The sequence below is a fragment of the Sporosarcina sp. P13 genome (assembly GCF_002743055.1).
In the GTDB taxonomy this organism is placed as follows: domain Bacteria; phylum Bacillota; class Bacilli; order Bacillales_A; family Planococcaceae; genus Sporosarcina.
The window spans coordinates 1-17922 of sequence record NZ_PDYM01000001.1; the positions used below are offsets into that span (position 1 = coordinate 1).

General features: G+C 41.2%; 20 protein-coding genes and 1 riboswitch. Of the genes, 2 read left to right on the top strand and 18 right to left on the bottom strand.

Annotation, left to right across the window (positions count from 1 at the left end; translation table 11 throughout):
• A partial coding sequence (locus CSV79_RS17380; RefSeq protein ID WP_369824894.1) for an IS3 family transposase occupies positions 1–94 on the top strand: 94 nt, incomplete at its 5' end.
• Positions 95–154: 60 nt separating this feature from the next.
• On the opposite strand, the gene CSV79_RS00005 is transcribed toward CSV79_RS17380, so the two are convergent.
• From CSV79_RS00005 to CSV79_RS00060, 12 genes are all read right to left on the bottom strand, one after another.
• On the bottom strand, positions 155–736 hold the full coding sequence (locus tag CSV79_RS00005; RefSeq protein ID WP_099686980.1) for an ECF transporter S component: 582 nt from the start codon (positions 734–736) through the stop codon (positions 155–157).
• Positions 737–927: 191 nt separating this feature from the next.
• Positions 928–1062, bottom strand: a riboswitch (FMN riboswitch).
• Positions 1063–1134: 72 nt separating this feature from the next.
• Positions 1135–2373: a GerMN domain-containing protein gene (locus CSV79_RS00010; protein WP_099686981.1), complete on the bottom strand. Its 1239-nt coding sequence runs from the start codon at positions 2371–2373 to the stop codon at positions 1135–1137.
• Complete coding sequence (locus CSV79_RS00015) at positions 2370–2888, bottom strand: sigma-70 family RNA polymerase sigma factor (RefSeq protein ID WP_099686982.1); 519 nt, start codon at positions 2886–2888, stop codon at positions 2370–2372. Before CSV79_RS00015 ends, CSV79_RS00010 begins: the two co-directional genes overlap by 4 nt.
• 47 nt (positions 2889–2935) lie before the next feature.
• Positions 2936–4726: an ATP-binding protein gene (locus CSV79_RS00020; protein WP_099686983.1), complete on the bottom strand. Its 1791-nt coding sequence runs from the start codon at positions 4724–4726 to the stop codon at positions 2936–2938.
• On the bottom strand, positions 4723–5442 hold the full coding sequence (locus tag CSV79_RS00025) for a response regulator transcription factor (RefSeq protein ID WP_099686984.1): 720 nt from the start codon (positions 5440–5442) through the stop codon (positions 4723–4725). The genes CSV79_RS00020 and CSV79_RS00025 overlap by 4 nt, the downstream gene beginning before the upstream one ends.
• 104 nt (positions 5443–5546) lie before the next feature.
• Complete coding sequence (gene ccsB, locus CSV79_RS00030) at positions 5547–6731, bottom strand: c-type cytochrome biogenesis protein CcsB (RefSeq protein WP_099686985.1); 1185 nt, start codon at positions 6729–6731, stop codon at positions 5547–5549.
• Positions 6722–8380 carry a cytochrome c biogenesis ResB family protein gene (locus CSV79_RS00035; RefSeq protein WP_099686986.1) on the bottom strand — a complete coding sequence of 553 codons (1659 nt, stop codon included), beginning with the start codon at positions 8378–8380 and terminating at the stop codon, positions 6722–6724. The genes ccsB and CSV79_RS00035 overlap by 10 nt, the downstream gene beginning before the upstream one ends.
• A 15-nt stretch (positions 8381–8395) precedes the next feature.
• A complete protein-coding gene (gene resA / locus CSV79_RS00040) occupies positions 8396–8932 on the bottom strand; it encodes a thiol-disulfide oxidoreductase ResA (protein ID WP_099686987.1) in 537 nt (178 codons plus the stop codon).
• 103 nt (positions 8933–9035) lie between these two features.
• A complete protein-coding gene (locus CSV79_RS00045; RefSeq protein WP_099686988.1) occupies positions 9036–9767 on the bottom strand; it encodes a pseudouridine synthase in 732 nt (243 codons plus the stop codon).
• Between the two features lie 107 nt (positions 9768–9874).
• Positions 9875–10882 carry a D-alanyl-D-alanine carboxypeptidase family protein gene (locus tag CSV79_RS00050; protein WP_099686989.1) on the bottom strand — a complete coding sequence of 336 codons (1008 nt, stop codon included), beginning with the start codon at positions 10880–10882 and terminating at the stop codon, positions 9875–9877.
• Positions 10879–11487: an SMC-Scp complex subunit ScpB gene (scpB, locus tag CSV79_RS00055; protein ID WP_369824890.1), complete on the bottom strand. Its 609-nt coding sequence runs from the start codon at positions 11485–11487 to the stop codon at positions 10879–10881. The genes CSV79_RS00050 and scpB overlap by 4 nt, the downstream gene beginning before the upstream one ends.
• Positions 11488–11500: 13 nt before the next feature.
• The gene (locus tag CSV79_RS00060) at positions 11501–12235 is read right to left on the bottom strand and encodes a segregation/condensation protein A (protein WP_099686991.1); all 735 of its coding nucleotides are present in this window, start codon (positions 12233–12235) and stop codon (positions 11501–11503) included.
• A gap of 37 nt (positions 12236–12272) precedes the next feature.
• Here CSV79_RS00060 and CSV79_RS00065 point away from each other — a divergent pair, with 37 nt between their 5' ends.
• Positions 12273–12779: a DUF309 domain-containing protein gene (locus CSV79_RS00065; protein ID WP_099686992.1), complete on the top strand. Its 507-nt coding sequence runs from the start codon at positions 12273–12275 to the stop codon at positions 12777–12779.
• Here CSV79_RS00065 and CSV79_RS00070 read toward each other — a convergent pair.
• The 6 genes from CSV79_RS00070 to CSV79_RS00095 form a co-directional block, all read right to left on the bottom strand.
• Complete coding sequence (locus tag CSV79_RS00070) at positions 12776–13150, bottom strand: GNAT family N-acetyltransferase (RefSeq protein ID WP_099686993.1); 375 nt, start codon at positions 13148–13150, stop codon at positions 12776–12778. The genes CSV79_RS00065 and CSV79_RS00070 overlap by 4 nt on opposite strands.
• Positions 13151–13328: 178 nt before the next feature.
• Positions 13329–14657 (bottom strand): diaminopimelate decarboxylase, encoded by a 1329-nt coding sequence (lysA, locus tag CSV79_RS00075; protein WP_099686994.1) that lies wholly within the window; start codon positions 14655–14657, stop codon positions 13329–13331.
• A gap of 86 nt (positions 14658–14743) precedes the next feature.
• Entirely contained in the window at positions 14744–16201 is a 1458-nt protein-coding gene (locus CSV79_RS00080; protein ID WP_099686995.1) for a spore germination protein, read from the bottom strand.
• 1 nt (position 16202) lies between these two features.
• A complete protein-coding gene (locus tag CSV79_RS00085; protein WP_099686996.1) occupies positions 16203–16988 on the bottom strand; it encodes a SigF/SigG family RNA polymerase sporulation sigma factor in 786 nt (261 codons plus the stop codon).
• A 3-nt stretch (positions 16989–16991) separates the two neighbouring features.
• Positions 16992–17438, bottom strand: a complete 447-nt coding sequence (gene spoIIAB, locus CSV79_RS00090) for an anti-sigma F factor (protein WP_099686997.1) — start codon at positions 17436–17438, stop codon at positions 16992–16994.
• Positions 17428–17781, bottom strand: coding sequence for an STAS domain-containing protein (locus CSV79_RS00095; RefSeq protein ID WP_099686998.1), 354 nt, complete (start codon positions 17779–17781; stop codon positions 17428–17430). Before CSV79_RS00095 ends, spoIIAB begins: the two co-directional genes overlap by 11 nt.
• Positions 17782–17922 lie beyond the last annotated feature (141 nt).

Sequence of the window (17922 nt, forward strand, 5' to 3'; positions counted from 1 at the left end):
GTATATGACGTACTACAATCATTATCGTGGGCAATGGAATTTAAAAAAGTTGCCGCCTGCAAAATACAGGCAGCAACTTCAACAACTAGCATAGGCTTTTTTTAATTGTCCTTTACAAAGGGTACAGTTTATAACTAGGAGACTGTCTTTTTTGTTAGAACAACAACTTCTTCTGCTGCTGGAAAATCCACTTTTCCATACTCTTATATAACATTAACGAAATAGCCAACAACATGACACCTTTGATCAAGTTAAATGGCAAAATTCCTAAAATAATCATTTGATACAATGCATTACCTGTGACAGGAGGCATACCTAGAAAATACGTGTACATCGGCAAGAACACTAGGTAATTCAACAAACTCATACCAACCGCCATGGCTGTTGTACCCGCGATCAAACCTACCACTAAACCTTTCGCTGAACGGTATTTCATGAAAATCCAGTAAATTGGCATGATGAATAATACACCCGTCACAAAGTTTGCGATCTCGCCCACTGGAACACCAGTAGGACTTCCTGATAAAAACCAATGTATGACATTCTTCAAAAACTCTACGCCAATTCCTGCAACTGGGCCCATCGTCATGATTGCCATGACCGCCGGAATTTCACTAAAATCAATTTTCAGAAACCCAGGCATAGCCGGGATTGGAAAATTGAACTGCATTAAAACCGTTGAGATACTACCTAATATAGCCACCAAAATCAACTTGTGTAACCTTTTGTTATTCACTTGTTCCTCTCTCCTTTTGCGATTCACTTCAAAAGAGGAAAGGCTCGCACATCCGTTGCTTCGCTAAAAAATCCCTAAAGCGAGTAAGCTTTAGGGAGAGTTAAATGCACTTTTAAGTACAGATAAATAAAATACATTTATCCGGCCGTAAACAAGCACCATTTTTGCGTACACAAAAAAGATGGCTGCACCTTCACCTTCTCCCATCCAGACTATACTGTCGGCTCCGGAATCTCACCAGAATCAGCTGTTACGCTCGCGGGCTAAAAATAGAAACCTATTTTATTTCCGCCGGTCGGGAATTACACCCTGCCCCGAAGATGAATCAATATTTAGTTATATTCATATTGTAGCGTAAAAAAACTGTTTTGTAAACTACACGAGTTTACAAAACAGCTTCATTCGATAATCAATTGCTTTGGATTGGCTCCGATTGGCTTTTCTAGCGGTTGTGTAAAATCAAAACCCATCCAGTTCTCTTGTACTATATGACCAAACTGAACTTGTTGATCAAAACTTGCAGCTGTTAGTAAGATGCCTTCAATCAACTGCATAGCATCTTCCTGTTGCAAACTGTCAAGATCTAGTTGTTGTGTGAATTTCACATGTATAATTCCTTGCTCTTCAGTCACCGCAAAATCTACGTCTTCAGGCACAACGCTAGAATAGATATCATTCGGCGTTTCTTTCATTGCCTTTAACGCTTCTTCTACTGCTGCATAAGACTGTCCGAAATTCGAGGAAAGAAGCTGTTCTGCATTTTTTTGCGTAAATCGATAATATGCTTGATGCGTTATATTACTAGATAGCACTAGTGGTTCATCTACTTCACCTACTTGATCAAACGTAATAGGTGAGCCGTCTTCTTGAAAAAATACCACTTCATCCATGCCGTGAAACGTCGCTTGAACAGAAAGATTCAACATTTCAAGTGTAGCACTTGCTAGATCATACGAGTGATGCGCAGGAAACTTCATTACCACTTGATCGTTTTCGGATGAAACTTCCGCGTCATATGGGTGATATGCTGTGAAGCCAAGTGCTTCCTCGTCTATCTTCTCTGCGTACATATTGTATAAAGCTACAGCATCCGGTTCACTCGAATGAAGATCACTTATTACCTGTTTTTTAGGCAATAAGAATGTAACAGGTATAATCGTCGCCTGATCAGTAGCAAGACCTATATGAAAAGGTATCTGCGTACTGTCAGCATAAGCTGCGTAATGTATTTCTGTAGCATTCGAAAACATTACCTTATCTGTACTTTCTGTACTTTCTGTACTTTCTGTACTTTCTGTACTTTCTGTACTTTCTGCACTTTCCTCACTTATTATGGAGCGACTTTCTATTTTCATGGATTCTGATGCGTCTTGTGAAGTTATTTTATCCATTGCTGTTTGTTCGGTTTGATTAAGGAATGTAGGCACTAAGATTGTGAGCAAAAGAACCGCTGCAGCAGCCACAATAATTGGCATCCAGTTTACTTTAGACGCTTTTTTCTTCGATTGCTTTGCAACTAGTCTCGAATCATTTTTCAGCCTTTGCAACACGTCTTCCTTCGAGCGTCGATCCTCAATTGTTGGCATTTCACGTAAAGTCTTGTCAATTTTTTCTTCATCCCACTTCTTTTTACTCATGCCCTATCCCCCTCTCTTACCTTTGCTTGCAGTGCTTTGATCGCACGATGCTGTGTTGTTTTCACTTTGCTCTCTGTCCACTCTAACGCGTCCGCTGTTTCAGCAATCGTTAGGTCTTGGAAAAACCGCATAAGAATGACCATTTTCTGATCACCAGTACAACTATGCAACGCTTCTAACATGACTCGTTTTTCTTCATCCACTTCGATTAACTGTTCAGGAAGGCGATCTGTCGCAACTAATTCTGTCGTTTCCCAATCAAAGTGGAAATTCGTATGTTTTTTAATCGTTGCTTGTTTACGAAAGTAATCAATGGAAACATTTTTTGCAATAGCGAATAACCATGTTTTTTCCGAGCTTTTACCTTCGAAATTCCCATATGATTTAAGTACACGAACGTACACTTCATGCATTAAATCTTCTGCTATATCCCGATTGCGAGTGAGATAGATCAAAAAACTAAATACATCTCGGTTATAGTCTTCGTATAAACGCAGAAATACGGATTCCTCCATTCAATCCCCTCGCTCTATTAAGTAGTCGATTCATATCAAAAAAAGTTTCAGTTTATTGACTGATCAAATGGAAGTGAACATATAAAGATTGTACCTGCAACTTCTCCGCGTGTTGCAAGGATAGATCCACGATGTGCTTCCATAATATTTTTTGCGATTGCTAAGCCAAGCCCAGTACCACCTTTCCCTCTCGTTCGTGCTTTATCCGCCTTATAAAAACGCTCAAAGACAAACGGCAAATCTTTTTCTAGTATTCCGACTCCCGTGTCAGCAACGGTTATATCTAGCATACCCTTTGATCGGTAAACACCTAATGTCACCGCTCCACCGTTAGGAGTATGGCGAATGGCATTATCAATTAGATTCGTAAATACTTGTTCCAAACGGTCTTCATCCGCATTCACAAGAAGACCCGTTGATTCATCCGTCTTCAACGATAAATCCACTTCCGCATCCTTCGCGACTTGTGAAAATTTAGTAACCAGGCGATTAAGGAAGTCTACGACAGGCAATGGCTCTTGGTTTAATTGAATATGCCCAGATTCCATTCGTGCTAGATTCAGCAAATCCGTCACTAATCGGCTCATTCGCTTCGATTCATCATGAATAATTTGCACCATTTCCATACGTTCTTCTTCACTGCTCACAACATCATCAATGATCGCTTCACTATAGCCTTGGAGCATTGAAATAGGTGTTCGTAGCTCATGGGAGACGTTGGCGATGAAGTCCGAACGCAATTTATCAAGCTTATGTTGTTCGGTCATATCACGGAATACAGCAACCGCTCCACGAATACTGTTTTCACTGTACAACGGACTGATTGAAATAACATAAAATTGTCCACCTAGCTCCAACTCATCTTCTACTTGCTCAGAAAATGAAATCGCATGCTCAAGCATATGAAACACTTCTTTTGGTAACGGATGATTCTTTTTCGCGTTATAGCCATACCATTTCTTCAACAATAATTCAGCTTGCGGGTTTTTCAATAAAATCGAGTAATCTTGATTGAATGTAATAACTGCATCTGTCATCGATGTTAGAATGCTTGATAATTGTTCTTTCTCTTGTTTAATCAATTCAATATTATATTTCAGCTGTCGGCCCATTTGATTGAAAGCTGTTGCTAGCTGCCCGATTTCGTCTTTTTGCGCAACAGGTAAATGCGTATTAAAATTTCCTTTAGACAACTCAAAAGCCGCCTGTTTCATCTTCCGCAGTGGTAATGTAATACGTGTCGATAAGAAAAAGGCGAAAAATGTAGTTAAAATAAACGCAATAAATGCTGATAAGAACACGATGTTCGTCGTACTTTTCGTCGTCCGATGTATAGCATCCAAACTCTGATACATCAACACGCTGGCGATTTCCCCAGGCGCCGGCTCAAACGGATAGGAAAAAAGTAAATATTGCTCCATCACTTCATTTATAGTTAATGAGGGCAAGATCATTTCTTTCACTTTCTGCTTTCCAACTTCCGGTGATTCAAACAAACTAGTTTCAGAGAGTAACTTTTTCTCAATTTCTTCCTTACTATCGGCCGTATGGAACGAATAAAGTATCGTCCCTTGTTGATCAACGACTATGGCATTTGTTTCCTTATCCAAAATATCATCTATAATCACATACATGGAATTCCTACTTTGTTCTTCGGTATCATTGACAATTTTGCTGATGGTGGCAGCTTCCCTCTGCAATGATTCTTCCGCTTGTTTCGTATGGAAATTATCTAGGAACTCTAGCAGTAGCAATGTCACGATAAACAGTACAAATGAAACGAGAAGCAATATGGTGGCCCATAGCTTCCCGACAATTGAATTCCATATTCTGATCATTCGTTCGGAACCTCGAACTTGTAGCCGACACCCCATACCGTAACGATCATTTTCGCTGCCCTATCTGAAACGCGGCTTAATTTCTCACGAAGCCGTTTAACGTGCGTATCGACAGTACGTAAATCACCGAAAAACTCATAATGCCATACTTCTTTCAATAATTGCTCTCGATCGAACACTTTGTCAGGGGACTTTGCTAAGAAATATAGTAGTTCATATTCCTTCGGTGTTAAGTTGACCTCTTTCCCTTCCGCTGTCACACGATGTGCATCGTGATCGATCGTCAGTTGAGGGAACACAACCAAATCTTTTGATGATGTATTCGATGAAACATTTGGGAATGACACAGATCTTCTAAGCATCGCCTTGACTCGCAACACGACTTCTCTCGGACTGAATGGCTTAACGATATAATCATCCGCACCACTTTCAAAGCCTCCTACACGGTCCGCTTCTTCACCTTTAGCTGTCAACAAAATAACAGGTGTCATTTGCTTATTCTCACGAAGTTCTGCGAGTACTTCTAGCCCATCTTTTTCAGGCATCATGACATCGAGCAAGATACAATCGTACTGCTCAGCGAACGCTTTCTCTAAAGCCTCCACCCCATCAATAGCCTCATCGATTTCATAACCTTCACGTGATAAATACATATTTAACAATCGGCGAATCCGATCCTCGTCATCCACTACTAATAGCTTCACAGTCTCTTCCATATAAAATTACCCCTTTCGACAATCTTCTATCTCTATTGTACCTATTATGCAGTATAAAAAGAAATAAAAAGACTGCATGACAATAGTTGCCATGCAGTCAAAATTTACGCATAGGAGTGCAAGCCTGCAATAATCAAGTTAACTGCAATTAAGTTAAACATAATAATTACAAAACCTATCACAGCTAGCCAAGCAGACTTCTGACCTTCCCAACCTCTAGATAGACGCAGGTGAAGGAACGCAGCGTAGAATAACCACGTGATGAGCGCCCATACTTCTTTAGGATCCCAACCCCAGAACCGCGACCAAGCTTCATGCGCCCAAATCATAGCGAATATCAACGCGCCGAGAGTAAACACCGGGAATCCGATTAATACGGAACGATATCCGATCTCATCCATCAACTGAGAATTTGCTTTTTTCGCTAGCGGCTGGAACACGGCAGCGATCGGCTTGCGCGCTATGAGGCGCAATAGTAAATAAAGTACAGCCCCTACTGCAACGGACCAGGTTAGAGATGTTAATCTTTGCGCGTTAATAATTGGCGGCAATTCTACCCAAGGCTTCATTGCACCTGGTGTCATCGCTTCGTATTCGTTCATTCCGAATAGTGGCGGAATATGATAAGTAATTTCTGCAGGCGCTTCGTTTTTATCGATATACGTGAATTCCGCTTCATAGCCCATCGTCTTGAAAGTTGTAGATGTTACGACAAAACCTAGAACAAGGACGAGCGTAAACATGACGGCTTCAATCCAAAAACGTTGTTTAGATTTTTTCGTCATATCAATGTTTTTCACTAAAAACACTAATCCAGCTACCGCACTTATAGCAAGAATGGATTCACCAATTACCGTTGTAATTACGTGGATGAACAACCATTTACTTTGCAATGCAGGGATTAACGGAGTAACTTCCCGTGGGAACATCGTTGCATAGGAAATGATAATAATCGCAATCGGTAAAGCAAACAACCCAAGAGAAGGCGTTCGGTACATGATGTACAGCAGAATAAATGCACCGACAAGCATCATACCGAATGCCGTTGTGAATTCAAACATATTACTGAGTGGTGCGTGGCCCGATGCAATCCATCGCGTGGCGAAATAACCTATATGTGTAAGGAATCCGATGATTGTAATGACAAGACCAATCGTTCCCCATTTACTATTGTGATAGGCTTTTTCTGTTTTTGACTTTTTAATGGCTCCACCAAAAAATAGAGTCGCTACTAAGTACGCAATAAATGATATTAGTAATAAGTTACTGCTGATAGTAACTAAGTCCATATTTCTTCGTCCCCTTCCTGTTCTGGCTTGTCCAACTCAGGATCCTGACGATCTTTATAAGCAGGCAAGGCGGTAGATTCTCTTAGTTTATCTAGTTCCTTACGTAAAGAGAACCAGTTTTTATTCGTGTGAGCAGCGATCAATACTTGACCATCCGCACCTTCTTGAATCCAAATTCGACGATGTTGCCAATACATTCCTTGAATAACACCAATCATAAAGACTAGACCACCAAGTAGCAAAATATACAATGTTTTATCTTTACGGATCGTTAAACCCGAAATATTACGTGTTTCAGCAGCAGCAAACTTGATTGCATAATCATTTTGCTCCACTTCAAGCGTTTGGCGAATCGCAACAAAACTTTTCTCGCCTTCTGGCTTTTCAGGTGTGTTCATTTGGAAGATGAATGCAGGGTTGTTTGGAACCGGCGACTTCGAATATGGTTCACCATCTTTTATCCCGTCATAGTCCGGATAAAATCCAAGCATATTTACAGACGCACCCTTACCTAAATCATACTTTTTTTCCGGATTACTTAAATCGACCGTAAATTCACCTAATGACTCCTCAGACGATTTCTCCACTAAATGGAACGTCATTGTTTTTAGTTCATCAAGTTTGTAGTCCATTTGGAAGACGTTATAACCGTTAAATTTCAATGGTTTATTCACAACGATTGCGTAATCCTCAACTTTTTCAAGATTATCACTACCAGGTAAAGAACCTTCTTTTTCTTTATACAATGTAACATCGGTCCTATACGTTTTCACGATGGAACCCACTTTATCTAATGCCGCACCAAAAACTTCTTCTGCTTCTTCTTTAGTATAGTTCTCTAATGTGAAGCCTTTGTTTTCAAGTACATATCCTGGCGCACCGACGATATTACGTGTTTCACCTTCACGTATCCACATCGCTTCATCCACATAGAAACCTGGAATACCGCGAAGTAATACGCCGACGAAAAAGATAATGAGTCCTGTATGGTTTACATACGGGCCCCAACGAGAGAAACGATGCTTTTCGGCTAAAATTGCCCCGTTTTCTGTTTTTACGTTGTAATGCATTTTTTTTAGTTCTTCTTCTGCTTTCGCAAAAGATTCAGCTGTATTTTCAATTGTGCCTTCCCCATAAATCCGCTGACGCTTCATAAAAGATGGGTGGCGGCGTGTACGTTGCTTTTTAAGTGATTTATAAAGTGGTACGACTCGGTCAATACTTGCGATAATAATAGAAGTCGCGAGCATACCGATCAGTACTTTAAACCACCAACTATTATACATATCATAAAAACCTAATTGATAATAAATTTTCCCTACGACACCATAGAGACGCTCATAGTATTCCGCATACTCTGCATCAGTTGATGCGGGTACATAGAATTTCTGTGGAAAAACAGTCCCAATTGCAGAAGCGATTAACACAGCCGCAATAATGCCGACGCCAATTTTGACACTGGAGAAAAAGTTCCATATTTTATCGACTATTGAACTTTTATACGTCTGGGATCTTCTTGAAGATCCCTCGTAACGCATATCAACAATGTCACTTTCCTTTGCTTTTTCAGATAATGGACGTCCGCACTGCTCGCAAAGCTCCGTGCCATAAGGATTTTCATGACCACATTGGCATGTTATTTTGCTCATTGAGTATCAAACTCCTTATTTTGGTTGAATGCTTTCTAAATAATCCACAATCTGCTGCTTTGTCATTCCTTGTTTAATAACTCTCGTGATCTTACCTTCAGGATTGATCAAAAAAGTCGTAGGCAATGGCTTAATATTATACAAGTCCATCACTGTTTTATTCTTATCCCACAACATAGGAAACGTTAGATTCATATCATCACGGAAGAGTTCCACTTTCACTTTCGGTTCTCCAACGTTAACTGTTAGAATATGTACGCCCTTCGCTTCGAAGTCTTTGTACAGGTCTTCCATATACGGCATTTCCTTTTTACACGGTGGACACCAAGTCCCCCAAAAGTTCAAGAACACACCTTGTCCTTTGTAGTCAGACAGTCGATGTGCATTCCCTTCTAAATCCACAAGCTCAAAGTCAGGAGCTTTATCTCCTTCAGCTAATACTTTTACCTTATCTTTTGAAGTAATCGCGTAAACAATGATGGCTGCTAAAATTAATAGAAGGGCTGTCCTGCTAATTAGCCGGATAGTCTTTTTATTTTTCTTTTTGACCAATCATGTAACCTCCTGTCAAATTTTCGTTCCTAATTCATTATACCAAAAGGGAAAATCAGTTGATGCCGCAGTCGTGATAGGTTTGTGAACTTTCAAGGCTTTATTAACCGATTTTACCCGTTTCTGCGAGCACACGTAATTGCTTTATTTCATGTGTCGTCAATTGTCGTGCTTCCCCCGCGTTGAGACCACGTGTCGTTAAATTAGCAAATTGTTCACGTTTTAGCTTCGTCACAGGACAACCAATCGCATCGAACATTCTACGCACTTGACGATTACGACCTTCATGGATTGTAATTTCAACAATAGCGGAGTTTGTCTTTTTGTCGACTGTAGTCATTTTGACATGAGCTGGCGCCGTCCTTCCATCGTCTAACTCAATTCCTGTTTCTAGCTTTTTCAAGTTCTCCCGCGTCGGGATCCCTTTAACTTTTGCAACATATCGTTTTTGAATTTCAAATTTCGGGTGCGTCATTAAGTAAGAGAAGTCCCCGTCATTTGTCAAAAGCAAGACACCTGACGTGTCATAGTCCAATCTACCAACCGGGAAAATCCGTTCTTCAATTTCCGGCACTAAATCGATGACCGTTTTACGTCCTTTATCATCAGCCACCGTCGAGATGTAGCCTCTAGGTTTATAAAGTAAATAATAGACAGGCTTTTCTTTCGTCAATTGAACGCCTTCTACAGCAATTGTGTCCATTCTGCTAACTTTTGTACCTAGTTCTGTTACTACTTCGCCATTTACTTTAACTAAGCCGTCTAGGATGAGCTTCTCTGCTTTTCTTCTTGAAGCCACACCAGCCTGCGCTAATACCTTTTGTAATCTTTCCATAACTTCCTCCTTGGTGTTACATACTGAAAAAATTATGTCATACTTTGAGTCAAATGAAAAGAAGACTGTCCTAGAGAGGACAATCTTCGAAATAGTGAGTAATCTATTTACTTTTTCGTGTCGATATCTACAGCTACAGTCTTGATCGGCTCAGTGTCTAAGTAGACAGACCAATAGCCTTTTTTCTGTGCTTGTTCTGTTTGAGGTATTTGCAAAACATTGGATAGTGACTTTTTTTCATTTTTATTTACGAGCAATGTAATAGAATCCTCTAGTGTTGCTGTCATATGAGGAAAGATTTGATACCGTCCCTTTTTTGCGACGGTATAGCGCTTGTACTCTGTAAATATTTGCTGTGATAAATGCTTGTGTACTTTCCAGTCGTCTCCATTATTCAATGTCACAACAATGACTGATTTGCCATCTTTCTCAAAGTAGGTTGCGAGTGTGCGACCCGCTGCTTTTGTGAAGCCTGTCTTGCCTGCAATTGCAGAAGGCTCCGACAGTAGCAATCGATGCTTATTCTGCCAGCTGTTCTTCCCTTTATCCGTTTCATACGAATGATTTTTCGTTGTAGCAATTTTCCGAAACTTGGGATTTTTCATTGCAAAATACAACATTTTCGCGGTGTCATACGCTGAAGACAAGTGGCGCTCATGATGCAACCCTGACGGATTCGTAAAGTACGTTTGCTCCAATCCGTGGTGTTCTGCTTTTTCATTCATCAAATAAACAAAACCTTCTACTGAGCCGCCAGCATGTTCTGCTAGCGCTTGCGCAGCATCATTTCCTGAACGCAGCATTAGCCCATGTAGCAAATCATCAGTCTGCATCACTTGACCAGGTTGCAAATAAATAGACGAACCTTCAGCGGTCGCCGCTTCTGCTGAAATCATCGTTTCTTCGCTTTCTGACTTTAATTCCAAAAATGTATAGGCCGTCCACATTTTCGTCAAACTTGCGATAGGTAATGGGTAGTGCTCATTTTCACCCTTCAATAATCTACCAGTATCCGCATCTATCACCGCCCACGACGAGCCGGCTGCATGGATGGTAGCAGGTGCTACTAACAATAGCGCTAGAAACAACGAAGCTATGACCGAAGTCTTTCTCAATCATCTTGTCCTCCTTCGTCTTGGATTGAAAAGGCTTCCTGAAATTTCGTCATAAATAAATCCGTATCTTCTGGTTCTGACTCTTCTTCTAGTGAAAGTGGTGGTAAATCTGCAACGGATGCCAAGCCAAAGCGGTCCAAGAAGAAATCCGTCGTCCCATATAAAATAGGTCGTCCAGGTCCATCCATACGTCCAACTTCCTCAACGAATCCTTTACCAGTTAAAGAAGACAGCGCACGTTCAGACTTTACACCGCGCAAATCATCCACTTCTACCCGAGTCACCGGTTGCTTGTAGGCAATGATTGCAAGTACTTCTAGAGCCGCTTGTGTAAAAGTTGAAGGTTTTGGATTCTCAAGCATTCTTTTAATATCATCTACCCATTCACTTTTCGTCACTAAGCGATAGCTACCACCATAGCTTTTTAATGTGATTCCACGCTTTTCATCTTGCTCATACTGTTCATGCAAAGCGTTCATTATTTCGATTACCTGCTCATCGCTGCATTCAAGCAATACGGCTAATTCAGCTAATGTCATACCTTCTTCACCCGCCACGAATAAAAAACTTTCCGTCATTCCTATAAGCCTGGATTCCATATCCATTGCACACATCCCTTCAAATCAATGAGATTAGTAACTCTTTAAAATTACGTTGTTGGCGTACATTCACTTCTTGCAATTTCATCAGCTCGAGCAATGATAAGAAAGTCAGCACGAGCTCCGGTGTGGTCACCATCTCAAATAGCTCGTGGAATTCACATTCGCCTCCACACGTCTCAAGCCTACTCATGATACTTGACATCTTATCACCGACAGACTGCTCCCTTTTTGTTATACTCGCTGTTAGAGGTAAGCGCAGCTTTTTTCGTTGTAGCATCTTTTGGAACGCACCAATTAAGTCAAAGACGTTTAACGGCTCTGTCGTCTCCTGTACAAGCGGCTCCCCATAATCGGATAAATCTTCAGGTTTCTTAGTGAAGTGTTCATCGCGATCTGCAGCAGACTCACGTAGCGTGTTGGCCGCTTCTTTGTACTTCCGATATTCGATTAAGCGAGCAATGAGTTCTTCACGCGGATCTTCCTCTTCGTAATCAAATTCATCATCAAACGTTTCCTCTTCATTGACAGGCAGTAACATTTTACTTTTTATTTCTAAAAGGGTGGCCGCAAGCACAAGATACTCACTCAACTCATCCAACTTCAGGACGCGCATAGCGTGCAGATGCTCTATGTATTGTTGAGTCAATTCCGCCATGGGGATATCGTAAATATCAATCTCCAGTCGATTGATCAAGTGTAATAATAAATCAAGCGGCCCTTCAAATACTTCTAATTTCACACTATAACTCATTTTCACTACCTACCTAACTTGAAAGGAATGATGTAGAATGCATCCGTACTACCATCCTCATTTTCTACATTTTATTGTGTATTTCAATGACAATCAAGATTATTTCGAATGTCATGAAGTGCTAGAAGAATATTGGAAAGGACAACAGGATTTCTCGAAAGAACATCCATTGACTGGCTATATTCTTATGGCAACCGGATTATATCACTGGCGACGCGGCAATATCAAAGGTGCAACACGAACATTGCGAAATGCGCTTTGTAGATTCCAACAAATGCCCGCCATCTATAGTGACTACAAAAAAGAGGTTGCGGTTGATCAAGTGATACAACAGCTAGAGAAATCGCTTGATCGCATTGAGTCTGGCGAGTGCTTCACTGCATTCCCTCTACCAATCTCCACCGCCTTGCAACACGCTGCTGAAAATGAACAACCTATGCAATTACTTCCAAAAAACAGTGCAGCCGTTATTCATAAACATATGCAAAGAGACCGGTCAGATATTCTCTTACAACGCGAAGAAAAGAAGAAGGGCAGTCGTTAACGATCTGCGCCTTCTTCTTTTCGTAGACAACTAGCTATAAACGGCTCTGTAAAGTCCGTACTTTGACAACGATAGCCAGGATAAATGTTTTGCAATTCCTTCAGCATCTTAAAGCCAATACCTTCCCCACGAAATGATGGGTTCAGAGATACATGCTGTACCGTGTACGTACGTGCTTCGTCATTTACTTCTACACCGATCAATCCAATGTAATCTTCAAGTTCTTTGTAGAGAAATAGTTGCCAGTGTTCATCACATATATATTGTTGAACGGTTTCTTGCAGTTTTCGTAACATTTTCTCACTAGGGATATAAGATAAAAAGCCCATAGCAATTTTTTCTTGCGCTTTCTTAAAACGAATAAGCTTCAATAGTAACCCCTTCTTTTCGGAAATCCTTTGTACAGTTTACACGAACATTCCATTTTTTTCAACTCATCACATCATCGTTAACGAGGATCAATTATGGGTACGACTAAATACCAATAGACAACTCCCCAAATTAACGCCATCACAACTATAGCTAAAAAGAGGATGAGATTTTTCTTTTTCATCGGGAAATCTCCTTCTCCTCTTGATGTAACGGGAGATCCAATTTGATGATATCTTCATATGTTTCTCTTCTCACCACAAGTTGATGTTGACCGTTTTCCGCAAATACAACAGCTGGTCGTGGCAAACGATTATAGTTGCTGGCCATGGAATACGTATACGCACCTGTACAAAAAACTGCCAGTAAGTCCCCAGTTTCCACTTTTGGTAATGAGGCGTTTTCAATCAGCTTATCACCTGACTCACAGCACTTCCCTGCAACAGTCCATTGTTGGTCATGAGGCTCGTTCATGCGATTGGCAATAGCACTTGAATAGTGCGCATCATATAAAGCGGGACGAATATTATCCGACATTCCACCGTCGACAGCCACATACGTGCGAACACCCGGCACTTCCTTCGTACTGCCAGATGAATAAATCGTTGTTCCTGCATCCCCTACAAGTGAGCGACCAGGCTCAATCCAAATTTCCGGAATTGGATACTCGCATTCCTCCGCCATCGATTTCACGACATCTGCCATTTCTTCTACATACACAGCCGGCTCAAGTGGCTGATCCTCTTCTGTATAGCGAATACCAAAGCCGCCACCTAAATTCAATACAGGACAGATAAACTGATGTGTCGTGCGCCATGCTACCATTTTCTCCATCAAAACTTCCGCAGCAAAACGAAAGGCATCCGTTTCGAATATTTGCGAACCGATATGACAATGCATACCGAGGAAATTGATGAATTCATGCGTATGCAATGCTTCAAACGCTTCATCTGTTTGTCCATTTTTTAAATCAAAACCAAATTTAGAGTCTTCCTGCCCTGTTGTAATATAATCATGGGTATGCGCTTCAATTCCTGGCGTTACACGGATTAGGACATTCATTTTCTGCTTTCGTTCTGTCGCAATAGCCTTGATGAGTTCGATCTCCAAAAAGTTATCAATTACGATACAGCCTATTTGTTCTTCAAACGCATACAAAATTTCTTCTCTGCTTTTATTGTTACCATGGAAATGAATGCGTTCACGAGGGAATCCCGCTACTACTGCCGTATACAATTCTCCTCCAGACACGACATCCAAAGACAGTCCTTGTTGCTCTGCCAATTGATAGATTGCGATCGAAGAAAAAGCCTTACTCGCATAAGCAACTTGCGCATGCATTCCCTTCTTCTCAAACGTCTCTTTGAAACCTTGTGCACGCTGTTTGAACAATTCCGTATCATAAACCATGACAGGTGTCCCATACTGCGAAGCTAGTTCGGAAACATCGACTCCCCCGATTGTTAAGTGACCGTTTTCATTCACTGACTGCGTTCCATAAAGATGCATCTTATATACCCCTCCCGAATTCTCTTTGATAACTTTATCATAAGAATAGTGAGAGAGGCAATGTTAGAATGAAATGAATCAACACCTTACGACATCCTGTCACGCTTTGGTGATTTTGTAATAAATGGACGGGGATCGTCTACAGTCATAGGGAAACGTATTAGCACACGCAACATTGCTTTAGGGAAAAACGGAGTGAATGGCCACAAATAAGGCACATTCATCGGTTTTAAAGAGGCTAAGTAATAAAACGTGATCGCAAGCCCGATAAAGAATCCAGGTGCGCCAAATAAAGCAGTCAATACTAATAAGAAAACCCGAAACACTTTTGTCGTAATACTTAGCTCGAATGACGGGATCGCAAACGTCAATATCGCACTGACTGCTACATAGAGTACAACTTCCGACGAGAACAATCCTACGTCAATGGCCACTTGTCCAATTACAATGGCAGCGACAAGACCCATGGCGGTCGAGAGCGGAGTCGGTGTATGAATGGCAGCCATCCGCAATATCTCAATACCGACATCAGCCAATAAGAGTTGCACAAAGAGCGGCACATCCCCCCACTCATTCGGGCCAATATATTTAATGGCGCTAGGCACAAATTGTTTTTCTGTTGATAATAAATACCAAAAAGGTAACATTACCAAACTAAAAGATGTCCCAATAAATCGCACAGCACGTATAAATGTTCCGATCAACGGTGCTTGTCTATACTCTTCTGCATGCTGTAAGTGATGAAAGAGTGTGACAGGCACCAAAATAACAGAAGGTGACGTATCAACGATAATCGCAATATGACCTTCTAACAAATGCGCGGCACAAATATCGGCTCGCTCGGTATAGCGCACAAACGGCATCGGATGAAATCCTTGTTTGAACAAAAACTCTTCCAATGATTTATCCGTCATAGTCAGGCCGTCTGTCTTGAGTTGGTCAAGACGTTCTCGAACAAAGTGTAAATGTTCTTCATTTACTGCACCTTTTAAAAATGCAATGACTATATCTGTTTTTCCTTTTACAGATGTCTCATGCATTTCAAATCGCAAATCAGTCGTGCGTAATCTCCTGCGGATCAGCGTCGTATTCGTTAAAATATTTTCCGTGAAACCGTCTCTCGACCCGCGAATAACTTTTTCCGTATCCGGTTCTTCCGGTTGCCTTCCTGGATATGAGCGGACGTCTAACGTGAACGTAAAACCATCTCGCATGATGAAAACCGCTAATCCACTTAAAATGAACTTCGCTAATTGATCTTCGGTTTCAACAATTTCCAGTGCATGATACGGAAAATACTCCATCATCGCATGATCTGTTTCTTCTGACGTTCCTCGTTTAAATAATTCATTACGATACTGCATTTCAGTTAGTAAGGTTGTTAAGACCTCCCCATCTACTAGTCCATTCATATAGAGAAGAAGTACTTCTTTATCCCACAGGTGGATCAACCGACTCGTCGCATCAAATGTTTCACCTTTGCCGAATTGGTTGATGAACCACCTTTCCCCTTCTCTTATAGACGTAAATAGAGTAGTGGTCACATTATGTCCTCCTATTTTCCAATAACTCTTCCGGATTGACTCCCATCCATGTTTTCATCTGCGCTAGGATCTTCTTCTCTAATCGCGATACTTGCACTTGAGAGATGCCAATTCGTTTGGCAATATCGCTTTGTGTGTAATCCAAATAAAAGCGCATATAGATAATCGTTTGATCACGTTTATTCAAACGTGAAATGATATCCCGCAATGGAATATGATCAAACACCCGCTCCGAACGATCATCGCGAAGCTGATCCATCAGCGTTAGGCTATCTCCTTCACTTTCATACAATTGTTCGTGCAAGGAAGCTGGATCCCGCAACGCATCCGTAGCTAAAATAATATCCTCTACAGACACTTCCAAGATTTCCGCCACTTCAGAAATAGAAGGTGAGCGACCATTATTCTTAATAAAATCATCTGTCGCATGTCGGATTTTATAGCTCAACTCGCGAATCGTTCGTCCTACTTTCACCATACCATCATCCCGTAAATAGCGCTGAATTTCTCCAACAATCATCGGCACGGCATATGTTGAAAACTTCACTTCATATGAAAGATCGAACTTATCTATTGATTTCATCAAGCCGATACAGCCTATTTGAAATAAATCTTCTAAATCCGCACCACGCGAAGCGAATCGTTGAACGATGGACCAGACAAGCCTTGTATTACCTTCTACCATCATTCGTCTAGCTTCTTTGTCACCCGTTTGTGATTCTTTGATGAGTTCTCTCATTTTTTCTTGTGACAGTAGAGCGTGTTGCTTCTCAACAGATGCTTCCATATGTCACCTCATTCTACTTACTTCTGTGACAGGTGAAAATCTCTTTTCAAATGTCACGATAGTCCCGTTTCCAAGGGTAGAATCTACACGGATACAATCAGAGAAACTCTCCATAATGGTGAAGCCCATACCCGATCGCTCCATTTGCGGCTTGGTTGTAAACATCGGCTCCATCGCTTGCTCAACATCGAAAATCCCCATGCCTTCGTCCGTCACAGTCATTTTCACCGATCGGTCATCAATCGTCGCATGGATAGTAACTAAGCTTTTGCCATCACATTCATAGCCATGTATAATCGCGTTTGTTACAGCTTCCGAGACGATGGTTTTGAATTCAGATATTTCTTCAAGAGTCGGATCTAGTGGTGTGATGAAGCAAGTCAATGCCATTCTTGCGAGTGCTTCGTTTTGTTCTATCGCTAGAAAGGATAGTGTCAGTTCATTTTTCATGTACAACCCCTCCGATTTCGTCGATTGCCTCTTCGACTGTGCAGTGTCTTATGGCATCCCCAAGGCCTGAAAATTGAAATATTTTCTCCATTGTGGGGGAAGGATTCAGGATCAATGTTTCTCCATTGACGGGTGCCAAATCACGCATTCTTCCTAGGATGAGTCCAATACCCGCGCTGTCCATGAATCCTAATTGATAGAGGTCCCATATGATTGCGCGTGTTTGTCCTGTGAAGATTGCGGTAGATACTTCTGCTCTAATTTGGTTGGCTTCGTGGTTGTCTAGTTCACCAGCTAATGTGATCAAGACGATGCCGTTTTCCAATTGGTTAATAGTTGCCATGTGTTAAAAACGCCTCCTTCATGAAGGCATTGTCGCACATTTAGAACCAGAATCCTTTACGTTTGACAAAACTAGTCACCTATCCACAAAGCTTCTTAGTTTGTGACAATGAATTCTTGCTTGGATTGTTGTCGTTACTCG